This window comes from Paraburkholderia saeva, assembly GCF_907164555.1.
Classification (GTDB): domain Bacteria; phylum Pseudomonadota; class Gammaproteobacteria; order Burkholderiales; family Burkholderiaceae; genus Paraburkholderia; species Paraburkholderia saeva.
Window position 1 is genome coordinate 371,277 of record NZ_CAJQZC010000005.1, and the last position, 21,294, is coordinate 392,570.

General features: G+C 61.2%; 30 protein-coding genes and 1 tRNA gene. 23 read left to right on the plus strand and 8 right to left on the minus strand.

Features of this window, described 5'->3' with window-relative positions; translation table 11 throughout:
* Positions 1-120: 120 nt before the first annotated feature.
* Positions 121-197, minus strand: a tRNA-Met gene (locus LPA36_RS16015).
* Positions 198-412: 215 nt separating this feature from the next.
* Here LPA36_RS16015 and LPA36_RS16020 point away from each other — a divergent pair.
* On the plus strand, positions 413-910 hold the full coding sequence (locus LPA36_RS16020; RefSeq protein WP_228878381.1) for a heme-degrading domain-containing protein: 498 nt from the start codon (positions 413-415) through the stop codon (positions 908-910).
* A gap of 10 nt (positions 911-920) precedes the next feature.
* On the plus strand, positions 921-1,253 hold the full coding sequence (locus tag LPA36_RS16025; protein WP_407674296.1) for a DMT family transporter: 333 nt from the start codon (positions 921-923) through the stop codon (positions 1,251-1,253).
* A 34-nt stretch (positions 1,254-1,287) separates the two neighbouring features.
* Here the strand turns inward: LPA36_RS16025 and LPA36_RS16030 are convergent, their stop codons facing one another.
* On the minus strand, positions 1,288-1,641 hold the full coding sequence (locus LPA36_RS16030; RefSeq protein ID WP_228878384.1) for a hypothetical protein: 354 nt from the start codon (positions 1,639-1,641) through the stop codon (positions 1,288-1,290).
* Positions 1,642-1,718: 77 nt separating this feature from the next.
* Positions 1,719-1,916 carry a hypothetical protein gene (locus LPA36_RS16035; RefSeq protein ID WP_228878386.1) on the minus strand — a complete coding sequence of 66 codons (198 nt, stop codon included), beginning with the start codon at positions 1,914-1,916 and terminating at the stop codon, positions 1,719-1,721.
* 269 nt (positions 1,917-2,185) lie between these two features.
* Between LPA36_RS16035 and LPA36_RS16040 the strand changes: the two genes are divergently transcribed.
* Both LPA36_RS16040 and LPA36_RS16045 read left to right on the plus strand, forming a co-directional pair.
* Positions 2,186-2,470: a hypothetical protein gene (locus tag LPA36_RS16040; RefSeq protein WP_228878388.1), complete on the plus strand. Its 285-nt coding sequence runs from the start codon at positions 2,186-2,188 to the stop codon at positions 2,468-2,470.
* A 170-nt stretch (positions 2,471-2,640) separates the two neighbouring features.
* Positions 2,641-2,928: a DUF1488 family protein gene (locus tag LPA36_RS16045; protein ID WP_228878390.1), complete on the plus strand. Its 288-nt coding sequence runs from the start codon at positions 2,641-2,643 to the stop codon at positions 2,926-2,928.
* A 30-nt stretch (positions 2,929-2,958) separates the two neighbouring features.
* Here the strand turns inward: LPA36_RS16045 and LPA36_RS16050 are convergent, their stop codons facing one another.
* A complete protein-coding gene (locus LPA36_RS16050; protein WP_228878391.1) occupies positions 2,959-3,927 on the minus strand; it encodes an NAD-dependent epimerase/dehydratase family protein in 969 nt (322 codons plus the stop codon).
* Between the two features lie 139 nt (positions 3,928-4,066).
* On the opposite strand from LPA36_RS16050, the gene LPA36_RS16055 reads away from it, so the two are divergent.
* A complete protein-coding gene (locus LPA36_RS16055; protein ID WP_228878392.1) occupies positions 4,067-4,804 on the plus strand; it encodes a TetR/AcrR family transcriptional regulator in 738 nt (245 codons plus the stop codon).
* A 39-nt stretch (positions 4,805-4,843) separates the two neighbouring features.
* Positions 4,844-5,974: an enoyl-CoA hydratase/isomerase family protein gene (locus LPA36_RS16060; protein WP_228878393.1), complete on the plus strand. Its 1,131-nt coding sequence runs from the start codon at positions 4,844-4,846 to the stop codon at positions 5,972-5,974.
* A gap of 108 nt (positions 5,975-6,082) precedes the next feature.
* On the opposite strand, the gene LPA36_RS16065 is transcribed toward LPA36_RS16060, so the two are convergent.
* A complete protein-coding gene (locus LPA36_RS16065; protein WP_228878394.1) occupies positions 6,083-6,508 on the minus strand; it encodes a hypothetical protein in 426 nt (141 codons plus the stop codon).
* Between the two features lie 383 nt (positions 6,509-6,891).
* On the opposite strand from LPA36_RS16065, the gene ssuD reads away from it, so the two are divergent.
* From ssuD to LPA36_RS16085, 4 genes are all read left to right on the plus strand, one after another.
* Positions 6,892-8,049: an FMNH2-dependent alkanesulfonate monooxygenase gene (ssuD, locus tag LPA36_RS16070; protein WP_228878395.1), complete on the plus strand. Its 1,158-nt coding sequence runs from the start codon at positions 6,892-6,894 to the stop codon at positions 8,047-8,049.
* A 71-nt stretch (positions 8,050-8,120) separates the two neighbouring features.
* On the plus strand, positions 8,121-8,927 hold the full coding sequence (gene ssuC, locus LPA36_RS16075) for an aliphatic sulfonate ABC transporter permease SsuC (protein ID WP_228878397.1): 807 nt from the start codon (positions 8,121-8,123) through the stop codon (positions 8,925-8,927).
* Positions 8,924-9,892, plus strand: a complete 969-nt coding sequence (locus LPA36_RS16080) for an ATP-binding cassette domain-containing protein (protein ID WP_228878400.1) — start codon at positions 8,924-8,926, stop codon at positions 9,890-9,892. The genes ssuC and LPA36_RS16080 overlap by 4 nt, the downstream gene beginning before the upstream one ends.
* A 47-nt stretch (positions 9,893-9,939) precedes the next feature.
* Positions 9,940-10,155, plus strand: coding sequence for a TOBE domain-containing protein (locus LPA36_RS16085; protein ID WP_228878412.1), 216 nt, complete (start codon positions 9,940-9,942; stop codon positions 10,153-10,155).
* Between the two features lie 116 nt (positions 10,156-10,271).
* On the opposite strand, the gene LPA36_RS16090 is transcribed toward LPA36_RS16085, so the two are convergent.
* Positions 10,272-10,532, minus strand: a complete 261-nt coding sequence (locus tag LPA36_RS16090) for a hypothetical protein (protein ID WP_228878414.1) — start codon at positions 10,530-10,532, stop codon at positions 10,272-10,274.
* 236 nt (positions 10,533-10,768) lie between these two features.
* Here LPA36_RS16090 and LPA36_RS16095 point away from each other — a divergent pair, with 236 nt between their 5' ends.
* The 13 genes from LPA36_RS16095 to LPA36_RS16155 all read left to right on the plus strand — a co-directional run bounded on the left by LPA36_RS16095 (position 10,769) and on the right by LPA36_RS16155 (position 19,234).
* On the plus strand, positions 10,769-10,963 hold the full coding sequence (locus tag LPA36_RS16095) for a hypothetical protein (RefSeq protein ID WP_228878416.1): 195 nt from the start codon (positions 10,769-10,771) through the stop codon (positions 10,961-10,963).
* A 125-nt stretch (positions 10,964-11,088) separates the two neighbouring features.
* Complete coding sequence (locus LPA36_RS16100; RefSeq protein WP_228878418.1) at positions 11,089-11,346, plus strand: hypothetical protein; 258 nt, start codon at positions 11,089-11,091, stop codon at positions 11,344-11,346.
* A 364-nt stretch (positions 11,347-11,710) separates the two neighbouring features.
* Entirely contained in the window at positions 11,711-13,084 is a 1,374-nt protein-coding gene (locus LPA36_RS16105; RefSeq protein ID WP_228878420.1) for a tyrosine-type recombinase/integrase, read from the plus strand.
* Positions 13,085-13,115: 31 nt separating this feature from the next.
* The gene (locus tag LPA36_RS16110) at positions 13,116-13,394 is read left to right on the plus strand and encodes a type II toxin-antitoxin system RelE/ParE family toxin (RefSeq protein WP_228878424.1); all 279 of its coding nucleotides are present in this window, start codon (positions 13,116-13,118) and stop codon (positions 13,392-13,394) included.
* A gap of 5 nt (positions 13,395-13,399) precedes the next feature.
* Entirely contained in the window at positions 13,400-13,693 is a 294-nt protein-coding gene (locus LPA36_RS16115) for a HigA family addiction module antitoxin (protein ID WP_228878860.1), read from the plus strand.
* Positions 13,694-13,707: 14 nt separating this feature from the next.
* A complete protein-coding gene (locus LPA36_RS16120; RefSeq protein WP_228878427.1) occupies positions 13,708-13,977 on the plus strand; it encodes a helix-turn-helix domain-containing protein in 270 nt (89 codons plus the stop codon).
* A gap of 99 nt (positions 13,978-14,076) precedes the next feature.
* Entirely contained in the window at positions 14,077-14,619 is a 543-nt protein-coding gene (locus LPA36_RS16125; RefSeq protein ID WP_228878430.1) for a hypothetical protein, read from the plus strand.
* Positions 14,612-14,956, plus strand: coding sequence for a LexA family protein (locus tag LPA36_RS16130; protein WP_228878433.1), 345 nt, complete (start codon positions 14,612-14,614; stop codon positions 14,954-14,956). Before LPA36_RS16125 ends, LPA36_RS16130 begins: the two co-directional genes overlap by 8 nt.
* Positions 14,949-15,224, plus strand: a complete 276-nt coding sequence (locus LPA36_RS16135) for a hypothetical protein (protein WP_228878436.1) — start codon at positions 14,949-14,951, stop codon at positions 15,222-15,224. Before LPA36_RS16130 ends, LPA36_RS16135 begins: the two co-directional genes overlap by 8 nt.
* 172 nt (positions 15,225-15,396) lie before the next feature.
* Positions 15,397-17,532 carry a hypothetical protein gene (locus LPA36_RS16140; RefSeq protein ID WP_228878438.1) on the plus strand — a complete coding sequence of 712 codons (2,136 nt, stop codon included), beginning with the start codon at positions 15,397-15,399 and terminating at the stop codon, positions 17,530-17,532.
* 102 nt (positions 17,533-17,634) lie between these two features.
* Entirely contained in the window at positions 17,635-17,838 is a 204-nt protein-coding gene (locus LPA36_RS16145; RefSeq protein ID WP_228878439.1) for a DNA-binding protein, read from the plus strand.
* 4 nt (positions 17,839-17,842) lie between these two features.
* Positions 17,843-18,316, plus strand: a complete 474-nt coding sequence (locus LPA36_RS16150; protein WP_228878442.1) for a helix-turn-helix domain-containing protein — start codon at positions 17,843-17,845, stop codon at positions 18,314-18,316.
* A 228-nt stretch (positions 18,317-18,544) separates the two neighbouring features.
* Entirely contained in the window at positions 18,545-19,234 is a 690-nt protein-coding gene (locus LPA36_RS16155; RefSeq protein WP_228878444.1) for a hypothetical protein, read from the plus strand.
* A gap of 382 nt (positions 19,235-19,616) precedes the next feature.
* Here the strand turns inward: LPA36_RS16155 and LPA36_RS16160 are convergent, their stop codons facing one another.
* Together LPA36_RS16160 and LPA36_RS16165 are read right to left on the minus strand one after the other, a co-directional pair.
* The gene (locus tag LPA36_RS16160) at positions 19,617-20,585 is read right to left on the minus strand and encodes a hypothetical protein (RefSeq protein WP_228878445.1); all 969 of its coding nucleotides are present in this window, start codon (positions 20,583-20,585) and stop codon (positions 19,617-19,619) included.
* A gap of 109 nt (positions 20,586-20,694) precedes the next feature.
* Positions 20,695-21,024, minus strand: a complete 330-nt coding sequence (locus tag LPA36_RS16165) for a hypothetical protein (RefSeq protein WP_228878447.1) — start codon at positions 21,022-21,024, stop codon at positions 20,695-20,697.
* Positions 21,025-21,294 lie beyond the last annotated feature (270 nt).

Consider the following 21,294-nt stretch of genomic DNA (forward strand, 5'->3'; position numbering starts at 1 on the left):
GGGTTTGATGTTGCGACGGGATTTTGCGGATTTCTCGCGGTGTTTGCCCACCGGTTGCCCAAATTTCAGAAAAATGATTCTTCGGAAAAGGGCTTAAATCGCGCAAAGCCTTGCTGGTATTGGTTGCGGGGGTAGGATTTGAACCTACGACCTTCGGGTTATGAGCCCGACGAGCTGCCAGACTGCTCCACCCCGCGTCCGTCGAAGAAAAGATTATAGGACAGATCGAAAGCTGGCGCAATAGCTATTTAAGAACTGGTTTCAATGTCTGCGTAACCGGTGCTTCGCCGCTGACGCCAGCGCCCCTCGCACATACAGTCGCACAAGGCCGCACGACATGCTGCGCTAGAATTGAGCCCTTCCTGAGCCGGTGTGACATGGCTCGTCCTTTCACCTTCCTTCTCCTGCTTCCATGGACATCGCACACGATCTGCAGTCGATTCTCGCCCAGGAAAAAGCGCTGGTGTTTCCCCGCTTCGACACTGACCGCGCGTGGCAGCTCGGTGTGTGGCTGCGCGAAGTAGCGAAAGCGCGCGGGCTCGCGCTTGCGATCGATGTGCGCACGTTCGGCCAGCCGCTCTTTTTCAGCGCGCTCGAGGGCGCGACGCCCGACAACGTCGACTGGGCGCGCAGAAAGGGCAACGTGGTCGCGCATTTCCGGCGCAGTTCTTATGCGATCGGGTTGCGCATGCAGCAGGCCGCCACGACGCTCGTCGAGAAACATGGCCTCGCGGCAAGCGAATATGCGTCGCACGGCGGCGCATTTCCGTTGACAGTCGCAGGCGCGGGTGTGATCGGCTCGGTCACCGTGTCGGGTCTGCCGCAGCGCGCGGATCATGAGCTCGTCGTCGAGGCACTGTGCGCCCAGCTCGAACTTGACTACAGCAAACTCGCGCTCGCGAAGGCCTGACCCGATGCGGCTGCCTCCCTACCTGTGGCTCGCCGTCGCAATCGTCGCGGAAGTGATCGCGACTTCCGCGCTGCGTGCCTCCGAAGGCTTCACGCGGTTCGTGCCTTCGGCGGTTGTCATCGCGGGCTACGTCGTGGCGTTCTATTGTCTTTCGATGACGCTCCGGACGATGCCTGTCGGTATCGTCTATGCGATCTGGTCGGGCGTCGGCATCGTGCTGATCACGCTCGTCGCAATCGTGCTCTATCGTCAGGTGCCGGATCTTGCGGCGATCTGCGGGCTTGGACTGATCGTCGCCGGTGTCGTTGTGCTCAACCTGTTTTCGAAGATGCAGGCGCACTGAGTGCGCGCAGTGACCGCGCCAGGATCGCGCGCCGTTACTTGCAGCGAATCACCATTGAGCGGTTCTTCACGTTCGCCGAAACGACGTTCGTGACGCCGCCGCCCGCGGTGCCGCCTTCGTCGTTGTCCTTCGAGACGATGTCGTAGCCCGTCGCACCGCACGCCTTGCCGGCCTGCACATAGCACGAGGCCCAGCTGGAGCCGGCATCGGCGCCGCTGCAGTTCACGGCGAAACCGGTCTGGCCGTTCGGCAAGTTGATCAACGATGTCGTGTTCGACGACGCACAGGCGGCGAGGCCCGCGATCAGCACGGCAGCACATGGTACGGCGGCGAAGCGTGCCGCGGCGAAAAGGGCAGACTGGCGCGAGCGCCGCTCGAATAGCTTCATGGTGTGTCCTTGCAAATGAAAGGCATGTAAACAGGTACGCAGGTTGAGCGCTGGCCGCTCACGCGGCGCGCCTCGCCTCAGGTGATCTCGGGGTCGATACGAATACCCGCGCTGCTGACGATGCGACGACTTTCAGCGCCGCTTTCGGTTGCCGCGTCTTCCCAGATGCTGATGGCTTTCGGTATATCGATGCCGTGACGCCCGGCGTACGCAAACCACTTGCTGGCCGCATCGGGCTCGGGGACTTCCGTGTCGCGCATGAAATATTTTCCCATATCGACGATTCTCGCTTGCGAATCTGCGCGGACCGGGCGCGTTCTCTTACCGGTTCGACCGCGCCGGCGGCGACAAGTGCGTAGCAATCGTCGTGCTGGCACAGAACTTATCGCGGCGGAAAATGACAGATACGTGATGCGAGCGCGACGGCTGCACGCCGCGCCGCATTGCAGCAGCGGGTTTGCGCGCAGCACGCATCGTCATGCCGGACGCACCGTCGACCAGGTGACGACGTGCAACTTACCAGAAGAGGCACGAGGAGGACGAAATGGCAGAACGGGTGAGCGGCCCTTACCGCGGGTACTACATCAGCGCCGCCGCGCGGCTCGTCGCCGCCCACGAGGCGACGCAGCCCACACAGCCGGATCACCGGCATGAGGGCCTTTACGTTGGCACCGTCAGCCTGTCGCAACGCGGCCCGGACGATCCGCACCGGATCGAAACGCTTGTGGAACTGGGCGCGGAGCACCGGTTTGCCACCGAGACCGATGCGCTCGAACACGTCGAGAAAGCCGCGCGCGAATACGTCGACCGTCTGTTCGATACCCAGTGAACAATGACGGTGCAGGGCAGCGATGCGTGAGCGCGGCATTAAAGGCCCGTTAAAGGCCGCTAGCTGGACCGCCCATGTGCCGGCGAGTACCATGATGCGCTGCGCACGCCTATCCTCGAAGCAACCGGGGTGCGACGCGGTTCATGCCGGATTTTCCTGATGAGGTGACCATGGAAATTCGTTTTCTCGCGGAAGCGCCTGCTTATCGCGACTTCAACCTGACCCTCGTGTTTCCCGCGCTTGTGGACGGCGAACCGGTGCCGTGCGCAATTTCAGTCGAAGCGCTCGAAGACCATTTCGGCGCGCAATCCCACGACAGTGAAGGATGGCGTCGCGCGTTCGACGCAGGCCGTGCGCATATCGAACGAGTGGCGCGCGAGCATCTGCGTATCAGCAACGGAACGCCGGTCCTGCTAAAGAGCGGTCACTTTCCACCGGGCAACGTCTCCGACGCCTGAATAAGGGTTGAGAGGACCGCGCGCCCCATGTCAGGCGGCTCGCGCTGCGCTGCGTCGCGCGGCTTCGACCGAGTGCGCGATGCCTTCTTCGTATGATGTTTTGCGGACGGGCCCGATGAGCGCGCGCAACGCCGTATCGTCGAGCACGACCGGGTCGGTTACGAGGTAATGCATTTCCACCAGTTCCCGCATTACCGGATTGAACAGGCCCATCACACGCAGTGTCGGTTTGCCCGCCACGATCAGCTTCGGTGCGCGGCCCGCAAGCGCGTACGCCTTTTCCGCGATTTCACGTTGCGTGACCGTGCCTGCGCCAGCCAGATGCAGCACGCGGCCATACGCCTGCGGGGTACGCGTCAGGGTTTCGACGACGGGGCCGACGTCCGGCATGAAAACGAACTCGTGCGGCACATCGATCGGGCCGATCATCTGCGCGCGTGTGCCGCGTGCGGCGCCTTCGAATACACCGTGCAGAAAACTGCGCTCGATGCCGGGTCCGTAGAAGTCCGGCAGCCTCAAAACCAGCGTTTCCAGACCGTGATGCCCGTGCGCATCGAGCACGAGGTTTTCCTGCGCGAGACGCATCTTGCCCTTGAACGTATGCGGGTTGCGCGGATGCGTTTCCGTGACCGGCATGGTTTGCGCACGCCCGTACGGATACACGGTGCCGATCAGGATCAGCCGCTGCACGCCGGCTGCAATGAGGCCGTCGAGCGTTTTCTGCATCAGGGGCGGATGGGTCGCGAACTGGTCATAAGGGACGCCGACCAGATACACCGCAGTGTGCAGGCCCGCGAAAGCCGACTTGACCGATGCCGGGTCCGCCGGATCCCACGTGACGATTTCAGCGTTCGGATCGTTGCCGAAGGCACGCTGCAAGGCGCTTTGCCCGCGACCGATCACGCGGTAGGGGCGGCCGGCCGTGCTCAATGCGGCCGCGATGCTTTGCCCGGCCGCCCCAGCCGCGCCGATCAGACCCACTTTCCCTGCAGTTTCCATATCGACTCCCGGTTCAGGCACGGCATCGGGAAAACCCTCCCGCCACGCGCATTAACGTTTAAATTAAACTGAACAACGTTCAGTAAACAGTGTTCAGTTTAATTTGACTTTTCAGTTTGTCAACCCGAAAATGCACTGTATGGGAATCGCCGAACGAAAGAGCCGTCAGAAAGTCGCGCTGCGTGAACGCATCCTCGATGCGTCGCGGCGCATTGTGATGCGCGAGGGCTTTGCTGCGCTGTCGATGCGCAAGATTGCCGACGCCATCGAATATTCACCCGCCACGCTGTATCTGCATTTCGCAAGCCGCGATGAAATCGCGCGGGCGTTGTGCGCCGAAGGCTATGCGCAGTTGCTGGCAAGCTTCGAGCCGCTCGTACAGATCGCCGACCCCGTCGAACGTTTGCGGGCGCTCGGGCACGCATATGTCGCGTTTGGCATTGCACATCCGCAGACCTACCGGCTGATCTTCATGGAAGATCCCAGCTATACCGACGCCGCGCTGGCCGAAGCCGCCGATGCATCGGACGAAGCGGGCGACACATCGTTTCGTCTGATGGTCGATTCGATCGACGAACTCAGGGCGGCCGGGCGGTTGCCTGCATCCGCGCAAGGGGAGGTGTGGGCTGAGGCATTGTGGGCGACGATGCACGGTGTCGTCGCGTTGAAGTTGACGTGTCCCGTCTTTCCGCGCACGCCGGTCGACACGCTGATCGACGTCGCGTTCGACGCGTGGTTCGGCTCCGCGCAGCAGGGCACGGGCGCACGTGCGGCAGCGTCAGTGGGCGATCCGCAGGCGCCCACGCCTGCGGAACCGAAACCGCGTACGAAGCGCACACGCCGGCCGGCCGCGAAACCGGAATCGCCTCTCGCGTGATACCGTTCAGGTCCCGATTCATTCAACTTTTCGCAGCCCATGTCCATCACCGCAACACCCGCGACGAGCGACGAGATCGTCACCTATGTCGCGAATCATATTGGTTTCATTGAACTCGAGCGCCCGAAGGCGCTGAATGCGCTCTCCACCGGCATGATTCGAGCGATGCGCGCCGCGCTCGAAAGCTGGCGTGAAGATCCCGACGTGCTCGCGGTCGTCATCCGCAGCCAGCATGCACGGGCGTTCTGCGCGGGCGGCGATATCCGCTTCCTGTACGAATCTGCGCAACGCGGCGCACGCGATGCGCTGGATACGTTTTTCACCGAAGAGTACGCGCTCAATCACGCGATCTTCACGTATCCGAAGCCGTATATCGCGCTGATGAACGGTGTCGTGATGGGCGGCGGCATGGGCATTTCGCAGGGCGCCCATCGCACGCATGGTCTGCGGGTCATCACCGGTTCGACGCGCATGGCCATGCCGGAAACGCGCATCGGACTCTTTCCGGACGTCGGCGTGGGCTGGTTTCTCGCGCGCACGCCGGGCGCTCTTGGGCGTTATCTGGCGATCACAGGCGAGACGATTGGCCCCGCTGATGCGCTCTATGCCGGCCTCGCCGATGTCTGCATCGAAGATGACGCGCTGCCTGCACTGATCGATACGCTGAAGAGCGAATCGTTCGAGTTCGGCGCTGACGTCGTGGCGTGCGTCGCGCGTGAAGCGGAGAAATGCAAGGTCGTGCTGCGGCCGGACGCCTCGCCGCTTGCGCAGGTGCGTCCATTGATCGACCGGCATTTTGCGAAACCTGATGTCGGCCAGATTTTGAAGTCGCTGGACACCGAAGCGGAATGCGAGGCAGCCGAATGGGCCGAGCAGATCACGGCCGTCCTGCGCGAACGCTCGCCGCTCTCGATGGCGATTTCACTCGAAGTGGTGACGCGCGCGGAGGGATCGATGGCGGAGTGTCTGCGTCGCGATCTCGATCTGACGCGTTCGTGCTTCGCTCAAGGTGACGTGATCGAAGGCATCCGCGCACGCATCATCGACAAGGACAACCGTCCGGCCTGGCGCTTCGCGCAGATTGAAGACGTGCCGGCCCAGGCGGTCGAGGAGATGTTCGAGAGCCCGTGGCCGGCGGATGAGCATCCGCTGCGCGACCTGCAGGGCTAGCCAGCGTCAGGAGAAACCGGGCCGCAATGGCCCGGATCAGCGGTTCAACCTGCGGCGAGCGGTACGGTGAGCGATCTGACCGGGCGCCGCGGGCCCCAGCGATAACGCCTACTCCTCTTCGTGCGACGCCATGAAGGCTCGCATAAAAACCAGCGCACCCCAGCCCCACATCGCATTGGCTGCAAAGCCGACTGAGAGCCGCGGCAGCATGTTGCCGCTCGGCCAGATGCCACGCAGCGGGTCGACGACGAAAACGCCCGCCGCCGTCAGCACGATGCCGCCGAACACGAACGCCTGAACCCACGGGGCGATCCGCTCGGGCGAGACACGCAGCAGCCACGCCATCAGTACCGCCCAGAACGCGCTCCAGATTGCATTCGCGATGAACACGGGCAAGCCCAGCGGCAGGAACGGGTCGGTCGAGAAGCCGCTCGCGTCGATCAGCCCGGCAGCGTGCAGCAACGCAAGCGTCGATTCATGAAAGAACAGGGAAGCCAGAAAGCCGGACACGAATGGCAGGATGATCTTTTGCATGCGGTGCACCGCCAGGGGCACATCGACGCGCGTCATCGCGCCGGGCCGGGTTATCGGAAAACGTGCGTCATTATATAGACCGCGAGCGGCCACGCCTTCGCCGCGCCCGTATGTTAAAGCGTCGGGCTAATCACGAAAGTGGAAAACCTAAGCTCAAATAAATCGTTCAAAAGCTTCAGGCCCATCCATAGACTGTTTCTCCATGCAGACGCGATAGCCGTCTCCCTTCTGGCGCACGCAGGTTTGCGTCGCGCGCTCCTCGATGATGCCGCTGGATCGCCGTGTGTCATGAACGGCGAGGCGGGGTATTGCGTGCGGCGTGTGCGGCGCGTGTATGAGCCCGGCCGGATCGATTTCGTTTCGAATAAAAGCAGGAGTAGCCCATGAATGTGTTCTGGTTCATCCCGACTCACGGCGACAGTCGCTACCTCGGTACATCCGAAGGCGCGCGCGCGGCGAGTTACGACTATTTCCAGCAGATCGCCGTCGCAGCCGATACGCTCGGCTACGAGGGCGTGCTGCTGCCTACCGGCCGTTCGTGCGAAGACGCCTGGGTGGTCGCTTCGAGCCTGATTCCCGTTACGAAGCGTCTGAAGTTTCTCGTCGCGATCCGTCCTGGCATCGTGTCGCCTGGTTTGTCGGCGCGCATGGCCGCAACGTTCGACCGCCTGTCGAACGGGCGTCTCCTGATCAACGTCGTGACGGGCGGCGATGCGGCGGAACTCGAAGGCGATGGTCTTTTCGTCGATCACGATACGCGCTACGAAATCACCGACGAATTCCTGCGCATCTGGCGCGCGCAGTTGAGCGCTTCGCACACGAACGATTCGATCGATTTCATCGGCAGGCATCTCACGTCGAAGGGCGGCAAGACGTTGTATCCGCCCGTGCAGGACCCGCACCCGCCGTTATGGTTCGGAGGTTCTTCGCCGGCTGCACATGCACTCGCGGGCGAGCACATCGACACCTATCTGACGTGGGGCGAACCGCCCGAGGCCGTCGCGCAGAAAATCGCCGACATCCGCGCCCGGGCCGCGACGCATGGTCGCGAGATCAGGTTCGGCATCCGCCTGCACGTGATCGTGCGGGAAACCGAGGAAGAAGCGTGGGCCGCCGCCGACACGCTGATCAGCCGGCTCGATGACGATACGGTTGCGCGCGCACAGGCATCGTTTTCGAAGATGGATTCCGAAGGCCAGCGACGCATGGCTGCGCTGCATGGCGGCAAACGCGGCAACCGCCAGGCACTCGAGGTGTATCCGAACCTGTGGGCCGGCGTCGGCCTTGTACGTGGCGGCGCAGGCACCGCGCTCGTCGGCAATCCGCAGCAGGTTGCCGCGCGCATGCAGGAGTATGCGGACCTCGGCATCGAGACGTTCATTCTGTCCGGCTATCCGCATCTCGAGGAGTCTTATCGCTTCGCCGAACTTGTGTTTCCGCTGCTGCCGGGACGTCTGAAACAGCGCGCGAGCGGTCCGCTGTCGGGACCGTTCGGCGAGATTGTCGGCAATAACTATCTGCCGAAAGCCGCGCAAAGTTGACCCGGGTGTCCGTGTGCGTGATGCCTTGAAAGTATCAGCCCGCAACGCCCCGAAACAGGGAGAACGCCATCATGGCTGAATCGCGTATCGAAACAGGACGCCTGCGACGGTTCTCCGCGCAGATCGCGCCCTGGATCGCGCCACTGCTGATCCTGCTCGCGTGGGAAGCGGCCGCGCGAAGCGGCGTGCTGTCGGCGCGCGTGCTGCCCGAACCGCTCGCGGTGGTGAAGGCCGCGTGGGCGCTGATCCGCTCCGGCGAAATGTGGGCCAATGTGAAAGTGAGCGCGTGGCGTGCGATGTCGGGGCTGATTGTCGGCGGCGGCATCGGCCTCGTGCTCGGTCTCGCAACGGGACTCTTCAAATCTGCCGAAGTCGTGCTCGATTCGACTGTGCAGATGATCCGCAACATCCCGGCACTTGCGATGATTCCGCTTGTGATCCTGTGGTTCGGCATCGAAGAAGAGGCCAAGGTTTTTCTGGTCGCGCTCGGCGTGTTCTTTCCGATTTACGTGAACACGTATCACGGCATCCGCTCGGTTGACGCGAACCTGATCGAGATGGCGCGCAGCTATGGCGTGAAGGGTTTTGCGCTGTACCGGCATGTCATTTTGCCGGGGGCGTTACCGTCCATTCTGGTCGGCGTACGGTTCGCGTTCGGGCTCATGTGGGTCACGCTGATCGTCGCTGAAACGATCTCCGCGCAATCGGGCATCGGCTACATGACGATGAACGCCCGCGAGTTCCTGCAGACCGATGTCGTGGTGGTCGGCATTCTGCTGTATGCCGCGCTCGGCAAGCTTGCCGACGTGTTCGCAAAGCGCATCGAACACGTCGCGCTGCGCTGGCACCCGGCGTATCAACGAGGAGCGAAAGCATGAGCGCCACGCTTTTTTCCGCATCGTATGCCGGTGTTTCGGGCCTTGATCTTGAAGCCGAGCTCCGGGAGACCCGTACGACCGATCGCGATGCGGCCGGTCCCGACGTTGCCCGCGTTGGCGGCGAAGTCCATCGCGCGGAAACACCGGTCGCGCTTCTACGCGAAACGTCGCGTGCGGCTGATTACGCGGTCGAGTTGCAAGCCGTGGGGAAACACTATGGCGAGCGGATCGTGTTGTCGGATTTCAGTCTTTCGATCGAGCGGGGCAGTTTCGTCGCGATCGTGGGTCGAAGTGGATGCGGGAAGTCGACGCTGTTGCGCCTTGTCGCCGAACTCGAAGCGCCCAGCGCCGGCGTGCTGAAAAAACACGACGCCGACGGCGCGCCGCTCGACACGCGGATCATGTTTCAGGACGCGCGTCTGTTGCCGTGGAAGACCGTGTTGCAGAACGTGATGCTGGGCGTGAGTCGCGGTGCCCGCGACGACGCGCGCGCGGTGCTCGCCGAAGTCGGTCTCGCCGGCCGCGCGAACGACTGGCCCGCGCAACTTTCTGGCGGCCAGCGTCAGCGTGTCGCGCTGGCGCGTGCGCTGGTGCACCGTCCGCAACTGCTGCTGCTCGACGAGCCGCTCGGCGCGCTCGACGCGCTCACGCGCATCGAGATGCACGCGCTGATCGAGCGCCTGTGGCGGGAGCACCGCTTCACCGCGCTGCTCGTGACTCACGATGTGCACGAAGCTGTCGCGCTCGGCGACCGCATCCTGCTGATTGAAGAAGGGCGCATCGCGCTCGATCAGCCTGTGCCACTCGCGCGTCCGCGTGCGCGTGCGTCGTCGACGTTCGCCGCGCTGGAGGAGCATGTGTTGCAGCGTGTGCTGAAGAGCACGCCGGGCGACAGTGCGCCGCTGGTTCATCCGTTTAGCGATGTGCGTTCCGCACGGCCTGCGGATGTTCGCTGGGCCATTTGACATCGCATGCGTAACCATTTCCTGTCGTTCCACTGGAGTCAATCGATATGGGCATTGCCGCAATCAACGTACGCAATCAGTTCAAAGGGAAGGTCAAGGAAATCATCCGCGGGCCGGTAGTGTCCGAGGTCGACGTCGATACGCCGTTTGGCATCGTGACGTCGGTGATCACGACGCGCTCCGTCGATGAACTGGAACTGAAGGTCGGCGCGGAAGTGGTCGCGCTCGTGAAATCGACGGAGGTGTCGATCGCGCGTCTCTGACATGCGCTGAAAGTCGCGGATCAGGACGGCGCGGTGCCGTACGCGAGGGGACGGGTTGTTTATTACCGCCCCCGCCACGGCCTTTGCATGACGAGCCGCGAACCACCCGCGTTACGCTACTTCGCGTTTGTCGCGCTGGCTGGCGGCTCGCGCACGATCTTGTCTCTGGCCGGTTTATCGGGGCGCTTGACCGGCATGTTGTCAGGATTATCCGGGTTGTCGGTATGCGCGTTGCCCGATGCCGCCGAAGGCGGAACGACCATCGAAGCAGCGCCGTCTTTCGACGCGGGCTGCTGTGCCGTCGCAAATCCGCTTATGACGGCAAGAAACAACGCGGCGGCAACACGCGCAGCCTCTACCCATTCGATACGTTTCATTCGACTCTCCCAGCGGTTTTTCCTGCAGACGCACCTCAAGGGCAAAGTGCGTATCGTCTGCCGGCGAATACGCGCTGAACCGCACACGCGTGCACTCCTGCGCGACCTTCCTGTCATCCAGATTCAGCAAACAACACGCCCGGACCGGTGCTGTGTCTGTCCCCTCAATCGCGTTCCGCGCGATTTCGTGGAAGTGCTAGGATAAATTGAGCATGTAGATGCAGAAGGAGGCAGTCATGCCGAAAGCCTTGAGTCCTGAAGCCATCGACGCATTGCGGCAACTGAACGATGTCGGAAGCGGGCAACCCGCGCCGCAGTTACCGTCGGGTGTCGCGGCTGAACTGCTGGGTGCCGGCGTTGCGACACGCAGCGCGGACCACGTCGAAATCACCTGCGACGGCAGAAAGTATCTATCCGGCGATTGCGACTGATACTGAACGTGGGTGCGCACGCACCCACCGGCGGCCGCAGCGCAATGACCAGGATACCGGACGCGGACGCGCTCGCGTCTGCGGGGCCACTGCGCGCTTCCAGCCGGAATAACTGGGGAAAATCCATGAAACCTGCTGGCGCCGATATGGGCGACTACACGGAAAGCTATCGCGATTACGTCATCGAAGTCGCGGTCGAGCAGGTGCTGACGGGTGTCAAAGCGCACTTTCGCGTGCTGAAGTCGGACGCCGTGACGATCGACTGGCGCCTCGTGCCCATCGATCGCCTGTGGTCGACTGAGCATCGCGCAGCAGAAGCGGGCTTTCAGGCCGCACGCGAGGCCATCGACGCCATGGATAAACCTGGAGCAGGCGCGGGGTGACTGACGTTTCGCTGAATGCGAAAGCGCTCGCTATGGCAAATAACGGATGCTGTAACTGGATTTTGCGTCCCGAAGTCGACTATGCGAACGAGTGCGTGGAACGCAAGTAACTGAAGTGGGGAGAAGTTTATGGGGTGGCTGATGGGACTCGAACCCACGACGACAGGAATCACAATCCTCTCAAGGTGGCATTTCCCAGCGTTGACCGAGATTTACGAAATTCCGCTAATCGGCTTATGAGTATTGGATTGGCAGGTTTACGGTTACATTATCCTGTTGACTTGCGTTGACTGGTTTGCCTAGAATCGGGTTACATGGCGGTTACATGGAGAGTATGTAACCCGAAACCCGGATGGTGGCGACAATGGCAAAGGTCAATTTCACGGCGGGACGCGTCAACGGTCATAGCTGCCCCGCTGGCAAGTCTCAGGCGTTTCTGTGGGACGGCGGCGCATCCGGCCTAGGCCTTCGTGCGACGGCTGCGGGTGGGCTGTCCTATATCTTTCAGGCCAAGTTGAACGGGGCAACGGTGCGCGTGACGATTGGCTCGCCGAAAGACTGGGGCATTGACGATGCACGGGACGAAGCGCGCCGCCTGCAACGCCTCGTTGACGCTGGCAAGGACCCGCGAGAGGAAGCTGCCGAGCAGCGCGTCGCCCATGAGGCACGAAAGGCTGAGGCACGCCGCAAGGATGTGACACTGGCCGACGCCTGGGCAGCGTACATCGAGGCGCGCCGCTCGAAGTGGAGCGAACTGCATCACCGTGACCATGTAACCCTTGCCGGTGCTGGCGGGCAACCGAAGAAGCGCGGCAAGGGATTGACGGAGCCAGGGCCGCTCGCTGCCCTAATGCCGCTGAAGTTGTCCGACCTGAGCGCCGACCGCGTGGGCGAATGGCTGACGGACGAAGCCGCCCGGCGTCCGGCCCGTGTCCGGCTCGCCTTCAACCTCCTGCGCGTCTTCGCGGCGTGGTGCGAATCGAGGAGCGAATATCAGGGACTCATCGACCCTCAGGCCGTCGACACCCGCCTTTCGAAAGATGCCCTGCCGAAGCAGGCCGCCAAGACTGATTCCATCCAGCGCGAGCAACTGGCCGCATGGTTCGGTGCCGTCCGCCAGCTCAGCAATCCGGTCATGGAGGCGTATTTGATTGGCCTGCTGCTGACCGGCGCGCGCCGGGAGGAGCTGGCCGAACTGCGCTGGGACGATGTGGATTTCCGGTGGCGGAGCCTGCAACTGAAAGACAAGGTGGAAATCGAGACCGGGCGGGTCATTCCCCTGACACCTTATTTCGCCAGCGTCCTGCTCGAGCTGAAGCGCATCAACGACACGCCGCCGAATGTGCGGCAGATGCGCAGCCTCGTGGCCAAGGGCGAAACGTGGCAGCCGTCAGACTGGGTGTTCGCCAGCAAGACTTCCGGTGATGGTCGGCTGGCCTCGCCGAATAACGCCTTGCATCGCGTCTGCGGGATTGCCGGCATCGCGCCGGTGACGTTGCATGGCCTGCGGCGGTCATTCTCAAGCCTGGCCGAATGGACGGAAATTCCGTCAGGCATCAAGGCTCAAATCATGGGGCACAAGCCGTCCGCCATCGCTGAGCGTCATTACAACGTGCGTCCGCTCGACCTTCTGCGTATGTGGCACGACAAGCTCGAGGCTTGGATTCTCAAGGAAGCAGGCATCGACTTCAAGCCGGAGCAGGCCAAACCGGGATTGCATGTGGCCGCAAACACTTGAATCGCGTAACGCATCACGATACAATTGACATATGATTAGAAGCTTCGCGCACAAAGGGCTGGAACGCTTTTTCGAGACCGGCAGCAAGTCCGGTATTCGCCCCGACCACGCGGCCAAACTTGCCCGCCAGCTTGCCATTCTCAACGTGGCCAGCAAACCGGAGCAGATGGACATTCCCGGCTGGGGACTGCACCCGTTGAAGGGGGATATGGCTGGGCGCTGGTCGGTGTGGGTAAGCGCGAACTGGCGGCTGACTTTCCGATTCGTGGGCGAGGATGCCGAGATTGTCGATTACCAGGATTATCACTAGGAACCATCATGCGTATGCATAACCCGCCGCACCCCGGCGAAACGCTCAAGGAGGATGTGTTGCCTGCCTTGGACCTGAGCGTGACAGAGGCATCCGAGCAACTGGGCGTGTCCCGCGTTGCCCTGTCGCGTGTACTGAACGGACGGGCGGCTATCAGCGCCGAAATGGCGATTCGGCTGGCGCAGTGGCTGGAGGGCAGCCCCGAAGTGTGGCTGCGCGCTCAGTTGCAATACGACCTGTGGCACGCGGAGCAGCAAAGCACGGCGAAGGTGAAGCCGGCGAAGCGGCTGGCCGCGTGAGTACGGTGCGCGCAATGACCGACCTCGCAACCTTGAAAAATCGTCTGCTGGCGGATTCGGAAACGCGTGCCGAATACGACGACTTCGCCATTGCCAGAGAACTCATCGCTGCGCGCGTGCGTGCAGGACTGACTCAGGAACAGGTGGCCGAGAGGATGCAGACGACCCAATCGACCGTCGCACGCATGGAAAGCGGACGCACGATGCCGTCACTGCGCACGCTGTCTCGCTACGCCGAAGCGACGGGAAGCCGTGCCGTGGTGCGTCTGGAGGCCGCCAAGTAATATCACCGCCGCCTGACGGTATCAGGCAAAGCGGCGGCGCGGGTGTTCGAGCACTTCACGCCGCCTGACCACAAACCAAGCTGAAAAGGAGCTTGAATCATGGCTGAAGCTGATTTTACCCCTGGTCTATCCACTATCACCGACGATGCCCACATCGCACTGCCTCGCTCTATACATGCATATCAGATGTCGGACGATTCAATGCGTCCGCGTATCAGACAGGGCGAGTTTGCATTGCTTGAGGAATGCCGCGACATCGCGGACGAGTTGGACGAGGAGGTGCTGGTGCAACTCCGCGACGGCAAATGGCAACTCCGAACGGTACAGGCATACTCGGCCCAGACTGTGACGTTTTCAGCCTACAACCTCTCGTCCATCTTGAAGGTGCGCCGGCGTGACATCGCAGCAATTTTCCGGGTTGAAATGATTGTGCCACCGAGCACTTTTGCATTAATGACGGACCGACCGCTCTGTTGGGCGGCGCGAGACGCAAACGGCGTCGAGTACGGCACCTTCCCGACTTACGATGAGGCGACAAAATTCGGAGATGCGGTCGCACAGAGGCTGGGGCTCGACGAGATGCGCTACTACCGAGTGCTCGTTCCCTCCGAACGTGCCCAAGCGGAGGCGCGCCATGACTAAGGATGATTTCCTGTCTACGGACTTGACCAAACAATGGTTGCGAGTGGTCTCCGACAGCATGGCTAATCCAAATAACGTTCGTGATTCTTGTCATCCTGGCGACTTGCTATCCATAGACCGCAACCGGAAGGCAGCGGACGGCGACTTCGTGATGGTCGATGTCGGCGACATGGTGTCGCTGATGGAGTTGAACATCAAGGATGGCAAGTGCATCGCGAGATATTTGAACCCCGCCTATCCGAACGTCCTGACTATCGATGACTCTTGTGTGCTCGGCGTTGTTTCGATGGTTGGTAGGAGAAGAAGCCTGGACCAGAAGGAGGTTTGTCATGCTTGATGAAGCTAACGTCATTCACGACGCCGCCGAACCATCGACGTCGACCTACGACTCCTTCTGCAACCCCGAAGTCATCGTGACGACCTACGGCGATAAGCGACTGGCTTGCCTCATCGATTGGCCTTGCCGATTCGAGCAAGCCTGCGACGGGCCAACATTTGTCGTCATCCGGCCCGAGGCTACGGACGAGCAACTCGGTAAGCTGGTCGACCGCTTCGGCCTTGATATGGATTACCTGAAGGCCTTCCGGACGCACCACGCGACATAGAAGCAGGCGTGCTTACGGCCCATGTTGCTCAACTTGCTCATGTTGTTCAACGTGGGAAGTATGAGCAAGTTGAACCGTTTTGCCCCTGCCTAGCTTTAGCGGGCGAAAAGCCGGACACCTTCACCGGCCTGACAGGGGCATCCATTTTGAGGGTTGCGCATGAAGGGCGCGAATGGACGCTGCTGCAAAGCATGAGAACCGCTATCGAGCGGTCATCGAGTACGCGAACGGTGCGATGTTCAATGTGGCCGAGTTGGACGCATGGGCTGTATCGAACAAGGTACCTGTCTCTTTCGAAAAGTTGTTGAAAGACGAGCACATCTCGGAAAACTACAGCGCAAGCAATCACTTTGTGCATTTCGAAGTCCTGTCTATCACGCTGACTAATCGGCTTGTCCCGCCCGAAATGGACCCGGGCGAAGCCTCCATCCAGCTCATGGCCGCAGGCGATGTGGAAAGCTACAAAGACCCCGTCAGGCGTCTGCGAGACCTCGTTATGGTGCGATACGACCGCCAGCTACTGAGCGCGGTTTTCGACGGCGACCTCTCCCTGTACGACACGCTCACAATGTCGCGAGTTGACATGGGGGCCGCCCGGATGCGTTACGACGCCGAGCCTGAAGCCTACTTGCAGGCGGCACAAGCGCGGCTAATCGATACCGCGCAGGGGATGGTCACGGCTGCCGACATCGAGCAGGCCAGGAATACTCTCGAACGGAAATTCGCCAGACTCGACCATCTGGCGTGGGCAATGGTCATCCTGACCGCGGATGTGCCGCCGTCCGGTGAGGACCGTTACCGCCAAATCCTCAGTGCGGCGCGCTGGCTTCAGTCGCTGGGCCTTCCCTTCCGGCATAGCAACGGGCTGCCCGCCAGCCAGCCGAAAGGCGTCCCCGTTGCCGGGATGGATGTGCGCGAATACCAATATCTGGCCGTTGCAGATGTTCGGATGGCTGCGATTGAGGCCCGATGCTGGCCTACCGAGGAAAAGGAAACTCCGCCTATGCCGCTCATCTCGGACTTTGCGCCGTGTCCGGTCAGATTGCCCAACGCATCGAGAGTAAATGTCGAGTGGCTAGTGCGAGAAATCGCTTTTGCATTGGTTGAAATTCCAGATGACGAGAGACTGGCAATCCTGGAGAAGGAAACGCCTGACGGCCCGGGTAAGTGGAACATCGAACCACTGACCGGAGACGATTGGAGATTGATTCGCGAGATTTGCGGAAGCAACCCGCCCGCACCGTGTTCGACGGCTCAGTTTGAGGCATGGAGAGCACCATTCGACACTGCTCCGAACAGGCCTGATTGGGGTTTGCGCCCGGAATTTAAGCCAAGCAACGAGATGCAGGCTGCTCAGTCACGCTGGAGTCTCTTCAATGTTCAGCATCTTCAGCAAATCAGGCAGAAGGCTGAGCGCAAGGAGCTTTCGCTGATAAATCCGGCAGGTATCGAGGCAAGCGACATTTACGATAACGCAGGCCTGGCCGTTGGTTGCCTTCGCATCGCCGACGCAAAGGCATATCTCGACCAGTGCTGCATCGCGTGGGAAGTCGCATCGACTGCCGACCCTGCGCCGGGTGCGACGAAGCCGAAAAAAGGCATGACCCATACCAAACCGAATTGGAGCGTATGGCACCGTATGCTTAAGGCGAGTCTGTCCGATGCAGTATGCCTGTCATGCAACGTCAACCCAGGCGCGGCAACCTTGAACCCGATACAGCACGGCATCGCGCACCTGTTGGGACTAGATTTTGTCGGATGGGACGTTACCCGCGAAATCGCAGAAAGACTCTCCATTGCACGAAGCCACGCCGGAACCGGCGGCACACTGTCGACCCTGACCGGGGATAAAGATGGTGAGGTGTACCTGGCGACGTTCGCGGAATGGGCAGTGAATACTATGAAATGGACCGTGCCTGATGAGCTGCGTGCGCTGGCGGGCAGCGCGCAACTTCCCGACGCAACGGTGGCCGAGGCACCCTCTATTCCAGTGTCTACCACGACCGGGATTGTCCAGCACTCGACCAAAGGTCAACGTTCGACGCCACTATCGGCCGAGATTGCCAAGGCCAAAGAGAACGCCGGCAATAACGATGGCAACGTGCGAAGTGTCTGGGATGAGTTGGTGAAGCTGGCGGAAGCGACACCGAAATTCGGTTGCCTGATTGGTTACTCATCAGAAGGTGTGCAGTATCGCGGAAAGGTGTACCAGGAAACGGGAGCCCCCGACGTATTCACGCTAAAGAATCTTCGCGACCGGGCTGGCGGCGCGCAGAGGCGCGCGGTGAAGCGTGACAAGGCGCGTTAAGACGCCTGGCGGCGCGTGAGAGCGCGTTGCTATCGGTCAACGCCGAAGTAAGGCAAAGAATCCGTATCACCTTAATTCGAGCCGAAAGGCAAGGTGATACGCATGACCATGCAGCAACTCGCGGCGGTTCAATCGAGCCGGCCCATCACGACCGAAGAGTTGGCCGTGCTCCTCTCGATTCGCCCGCAGTCTATCCGCAAACGCTACTGCCAGACCGGCGCGTACTTCTCGCTGCGCCCGGTGAAGATGCCGAACGGTCGCTTAATGTGGCCGGCGGATGCTCTCGATAAGCTGGCGGAAGGCTAAGGCGATGGAAAAAGAAAACGCCCGCCAACCGAAGTCAACGAGCGCCGAGGGACACGGCAATCATACCGCAGGTACACTGCCCACGCGCAAGAATACCGTCACCGCGAGCGTCCTGGCCGCGCTGCTGGAAGGGCAGGCTATCACGGGCATGGAAGCAGTCTTTGAGCAGTCCACGACCCGCGCCGCCGCCTTCATTTACTACCTCGAAGCGAAGTACGGCTGGACCATCGAACGGCGCGACATTGCAGCCGGCACGAACGACGGCCGCATTACGTGGGTTTCGGTCTACTGGCTGACTGCCCAGGCACGCGAGGCGGCGTTTGTCGCTGGCGCGCGCGCATGGATTGACGACGTGAAGACTGCCGCCAGCAAGCGCCGCAAGGGGGCGGATAAAGCCAAGGCGACTGCCGCGAAGCTGAATAAAATGCGCCGGATTGACCCGCGCCAAGGCGACATGTTCGGGGGCGCTCATGGTTAATTTCGACGCCTACGACATCGGCAGTCACCGCCTGAGCTGCCCAGCCTGCAGTCGCGGTCCGCGTGACAAGACGCTGGGCCTGACCATCGAGGCGGACGGTGCAGGCGTAGCGCATTGCTTCCGGTGCGCCTTCACCGAAAGCTATCGCCCGGAGCGAGGCGCGCCTCTCACGACGCCGAGTAAGCCGCGTATCAAGGCCGCTGCGCCGACGGCGAAGGGGAGCGACTGATGGCGACGAGGAAGAAGCCGGCGAGCGCGACGCCTGGGAAGCAAGCCAACATGACCGTCGAGCAGCAGGAAAGCGAATCCAAAGGCAAGGCATTTGCTCGGCTGGCGGGCAGTCCGACATTTCGGGCGTCAATCACGGAGCGGCAGATTGTCGGGACGACGATGGGCGGCGCCGAACTGCACCTTCTCGACGTCAATTCCGCGCTCACGGAACGTTTCCTGAAGGTCACGGAGGACGGCGACATGGCGACGCCTGAAGCCATGCTGTTAGCCCAGGCGCACACATGCGAAGCCATCTTTCACGAGTTCGCACGCCGCTCGCTCCGCAGCGACACCATGCCGAGGCTCGAGGCATATATGCGGATGGCACTGAAGGCGCAGCAGCAATCGGCGTCCACGCTGCGGGTATTGGGCGAACTGAAAAACCCGCGTGTCGCGACATTCGTGAAGCAGGCGAACATCACGAGCGGCAATCAGCAGGTGAACAACGGACCCGTGATGCAGGGCAACGCGACCAGTACGCACGCGCATGCGCGCACGGAAGAAAAGCCGGTCGCGACGAACGAACTATTAACCGACGACAGGGAGGCGCAACATGCCGCGACACTGGACACCGGAACAACGGGCAGAACAGTCCGCGAAAATCCGGCGCTGGCGGCCGTGGGCGAAGTCCACCGGGCCACGGAGTGACGCGGGCAAGGCCGTCGCCTCACAGAACGCCGTTAAGCACGGTCTGCGGGGCCGCGAGTGGACCGAAGCACGCAAGCTCATGAATGCAATGCTTAGGGCCTGCCGGGAACGGCTGGACGAGTTCTGAACGATGACAACCCCGCCGAGTTCGGGGTTTTTTTGTGTCTCGCACTCGAACCGGATTATGCGACCAGTACGCGCACGCGCGCGAGGCTGGTCTCGAATCGCAGGGAAGCCCAGCCCTCAACGTTTGAAAAAATATCAGGGGGAATCAAGCACATGCCCCGCTGTAACAGCCGATGTAACAGCAAAAGCAACGGCCAAGCGGCCGGTACGCGCCGCCTGTATAGGAGGACCGTCCCGCGCGCGCGAGGCGCTGGCTTCACATGCCCACCATGTCTTCCTTGCATCCGTGAACGGCGGTGGCATCTTCTTCCGTCGTCATGCCGGGGAAAATCTCCATGTAGGTAGTGGCAGCGCGCATCCTCGTCATATCAGGCCCGGAAACGCGCCAGGTAATAACGGCGGGTGCACCGCGCGGCCCCGATACCTGATATTGCGGACCGGAGTCGCCCTGGCATACGCGCTGCACGGTGACCCCGGCGCTTTCGAGCGCTTGCCGAATATCGCCAGTGCATACGCTCGAATCAGTTGACGTGCAATCGTTTGTGCCGATGCCTATCTGGGTCAAGCCATCACCTTTGGGTGCGATATGAATATCGCCAATTGCGCCGTTCTCGAACACTAGGATGCCGTCACGGCTTGGTATATCGCTCTGCTTGGTCCATTTCACTGGCAGACCACCGCTGTTTGTCCACGCCGCCTGCGTGCCTGCGGTTGATAGCAAGGCAGCGGCCAGTTTTCCTATGTTCACCACAGGCGTACCGCACTCATATCTGTTGCGCGATGGATTGCATATCATGCTGTCACTCCCATGCGCTGTCACGGCCGCAGCGACTCGCTGTTCGACAGTGGCCGGATTAGCCTGCCGCCCATTTACGGACGAGTTCACGGAAGCTGCTCGACTGGGACCATAACTTCCGTCATAGCCGCCGTCCGGTTTCTCCCATGCGCTGAATTGATAGTTCCTGTCGACGTGGCCGTCGTCCCAAGAAACGGAAATCGTGCAGTCGATTCGGTAGCGGCCATTACCGATTTCGCGTGCATGGGAATTGCCGGTCGGAACGATTCCCATGATTTTCGGGCCGTCCGAAGCGATGTGGAGCAGCTGCGGTATAGCTGACAACTCCATGAAATTTGCCATTGGCGCACGGCAGTTCTCTGGCATCCCTTGGGCGAACGACAGCGTTGGCACCGTCAGCAGTGCAGCAATCCACAAACGATTCGTCATGGTCCCCTCTTGGTCTTTGTTCGCTCTCCAGATTCTATCGAAGACGATTTTCGCGGGTGGAAAACGCCGAATTTTTCCGCAAATTAGTTCGCATTTTTCCGCGCAGTTTCTAAACGGCCAGATTGGCTGGAAGCCATGAACGGCAAAGGGAAAGGGCTAATGCAGTCGCGAATTTCGGAACGATTTCCGCGCAGATAAGTACGCAGATAAATCCGAACGCCGAGCGCAACATTACGGCATAGCTTGCGAATTGCATACATTGAGGCACGGTACGCATGGCCGAGGTACGCAGCGCGGTACGCACGGCAAGTTGCAGGTTGCAGGCTGACGGGCAAAAAAGCAGGTTCGCACCGTCGAGGTTCTCAGTTAGGTTCGCAGCGAAACCGATGGTTACCATCGCGTGGTACCAGGCGGTTACTACCGAAACGCTGGTATCCACCGGACAGTATCCACTCAGGTAGCCACGGTTTGGACGGTTGCCAGGTGCGAGGTTGCCACTGTTTGAGCCAGTTTCCACGGCGGCAGTTTCCAGTGAGTTTCCACTGCTGGCGTGGATAATTTCGAAACAAACCATAGGGATGTGCTGCCGGAGCACTCCTGAGCAGTTGGGGCGATTTAGTTTGACCTAGCCTTTACGGTTTTCGGCGGGCAATTTGCTTGGCGCCATAATGGGCGGTCGATTCGCCGGAATCGGCAGCTGTCTCCGTCA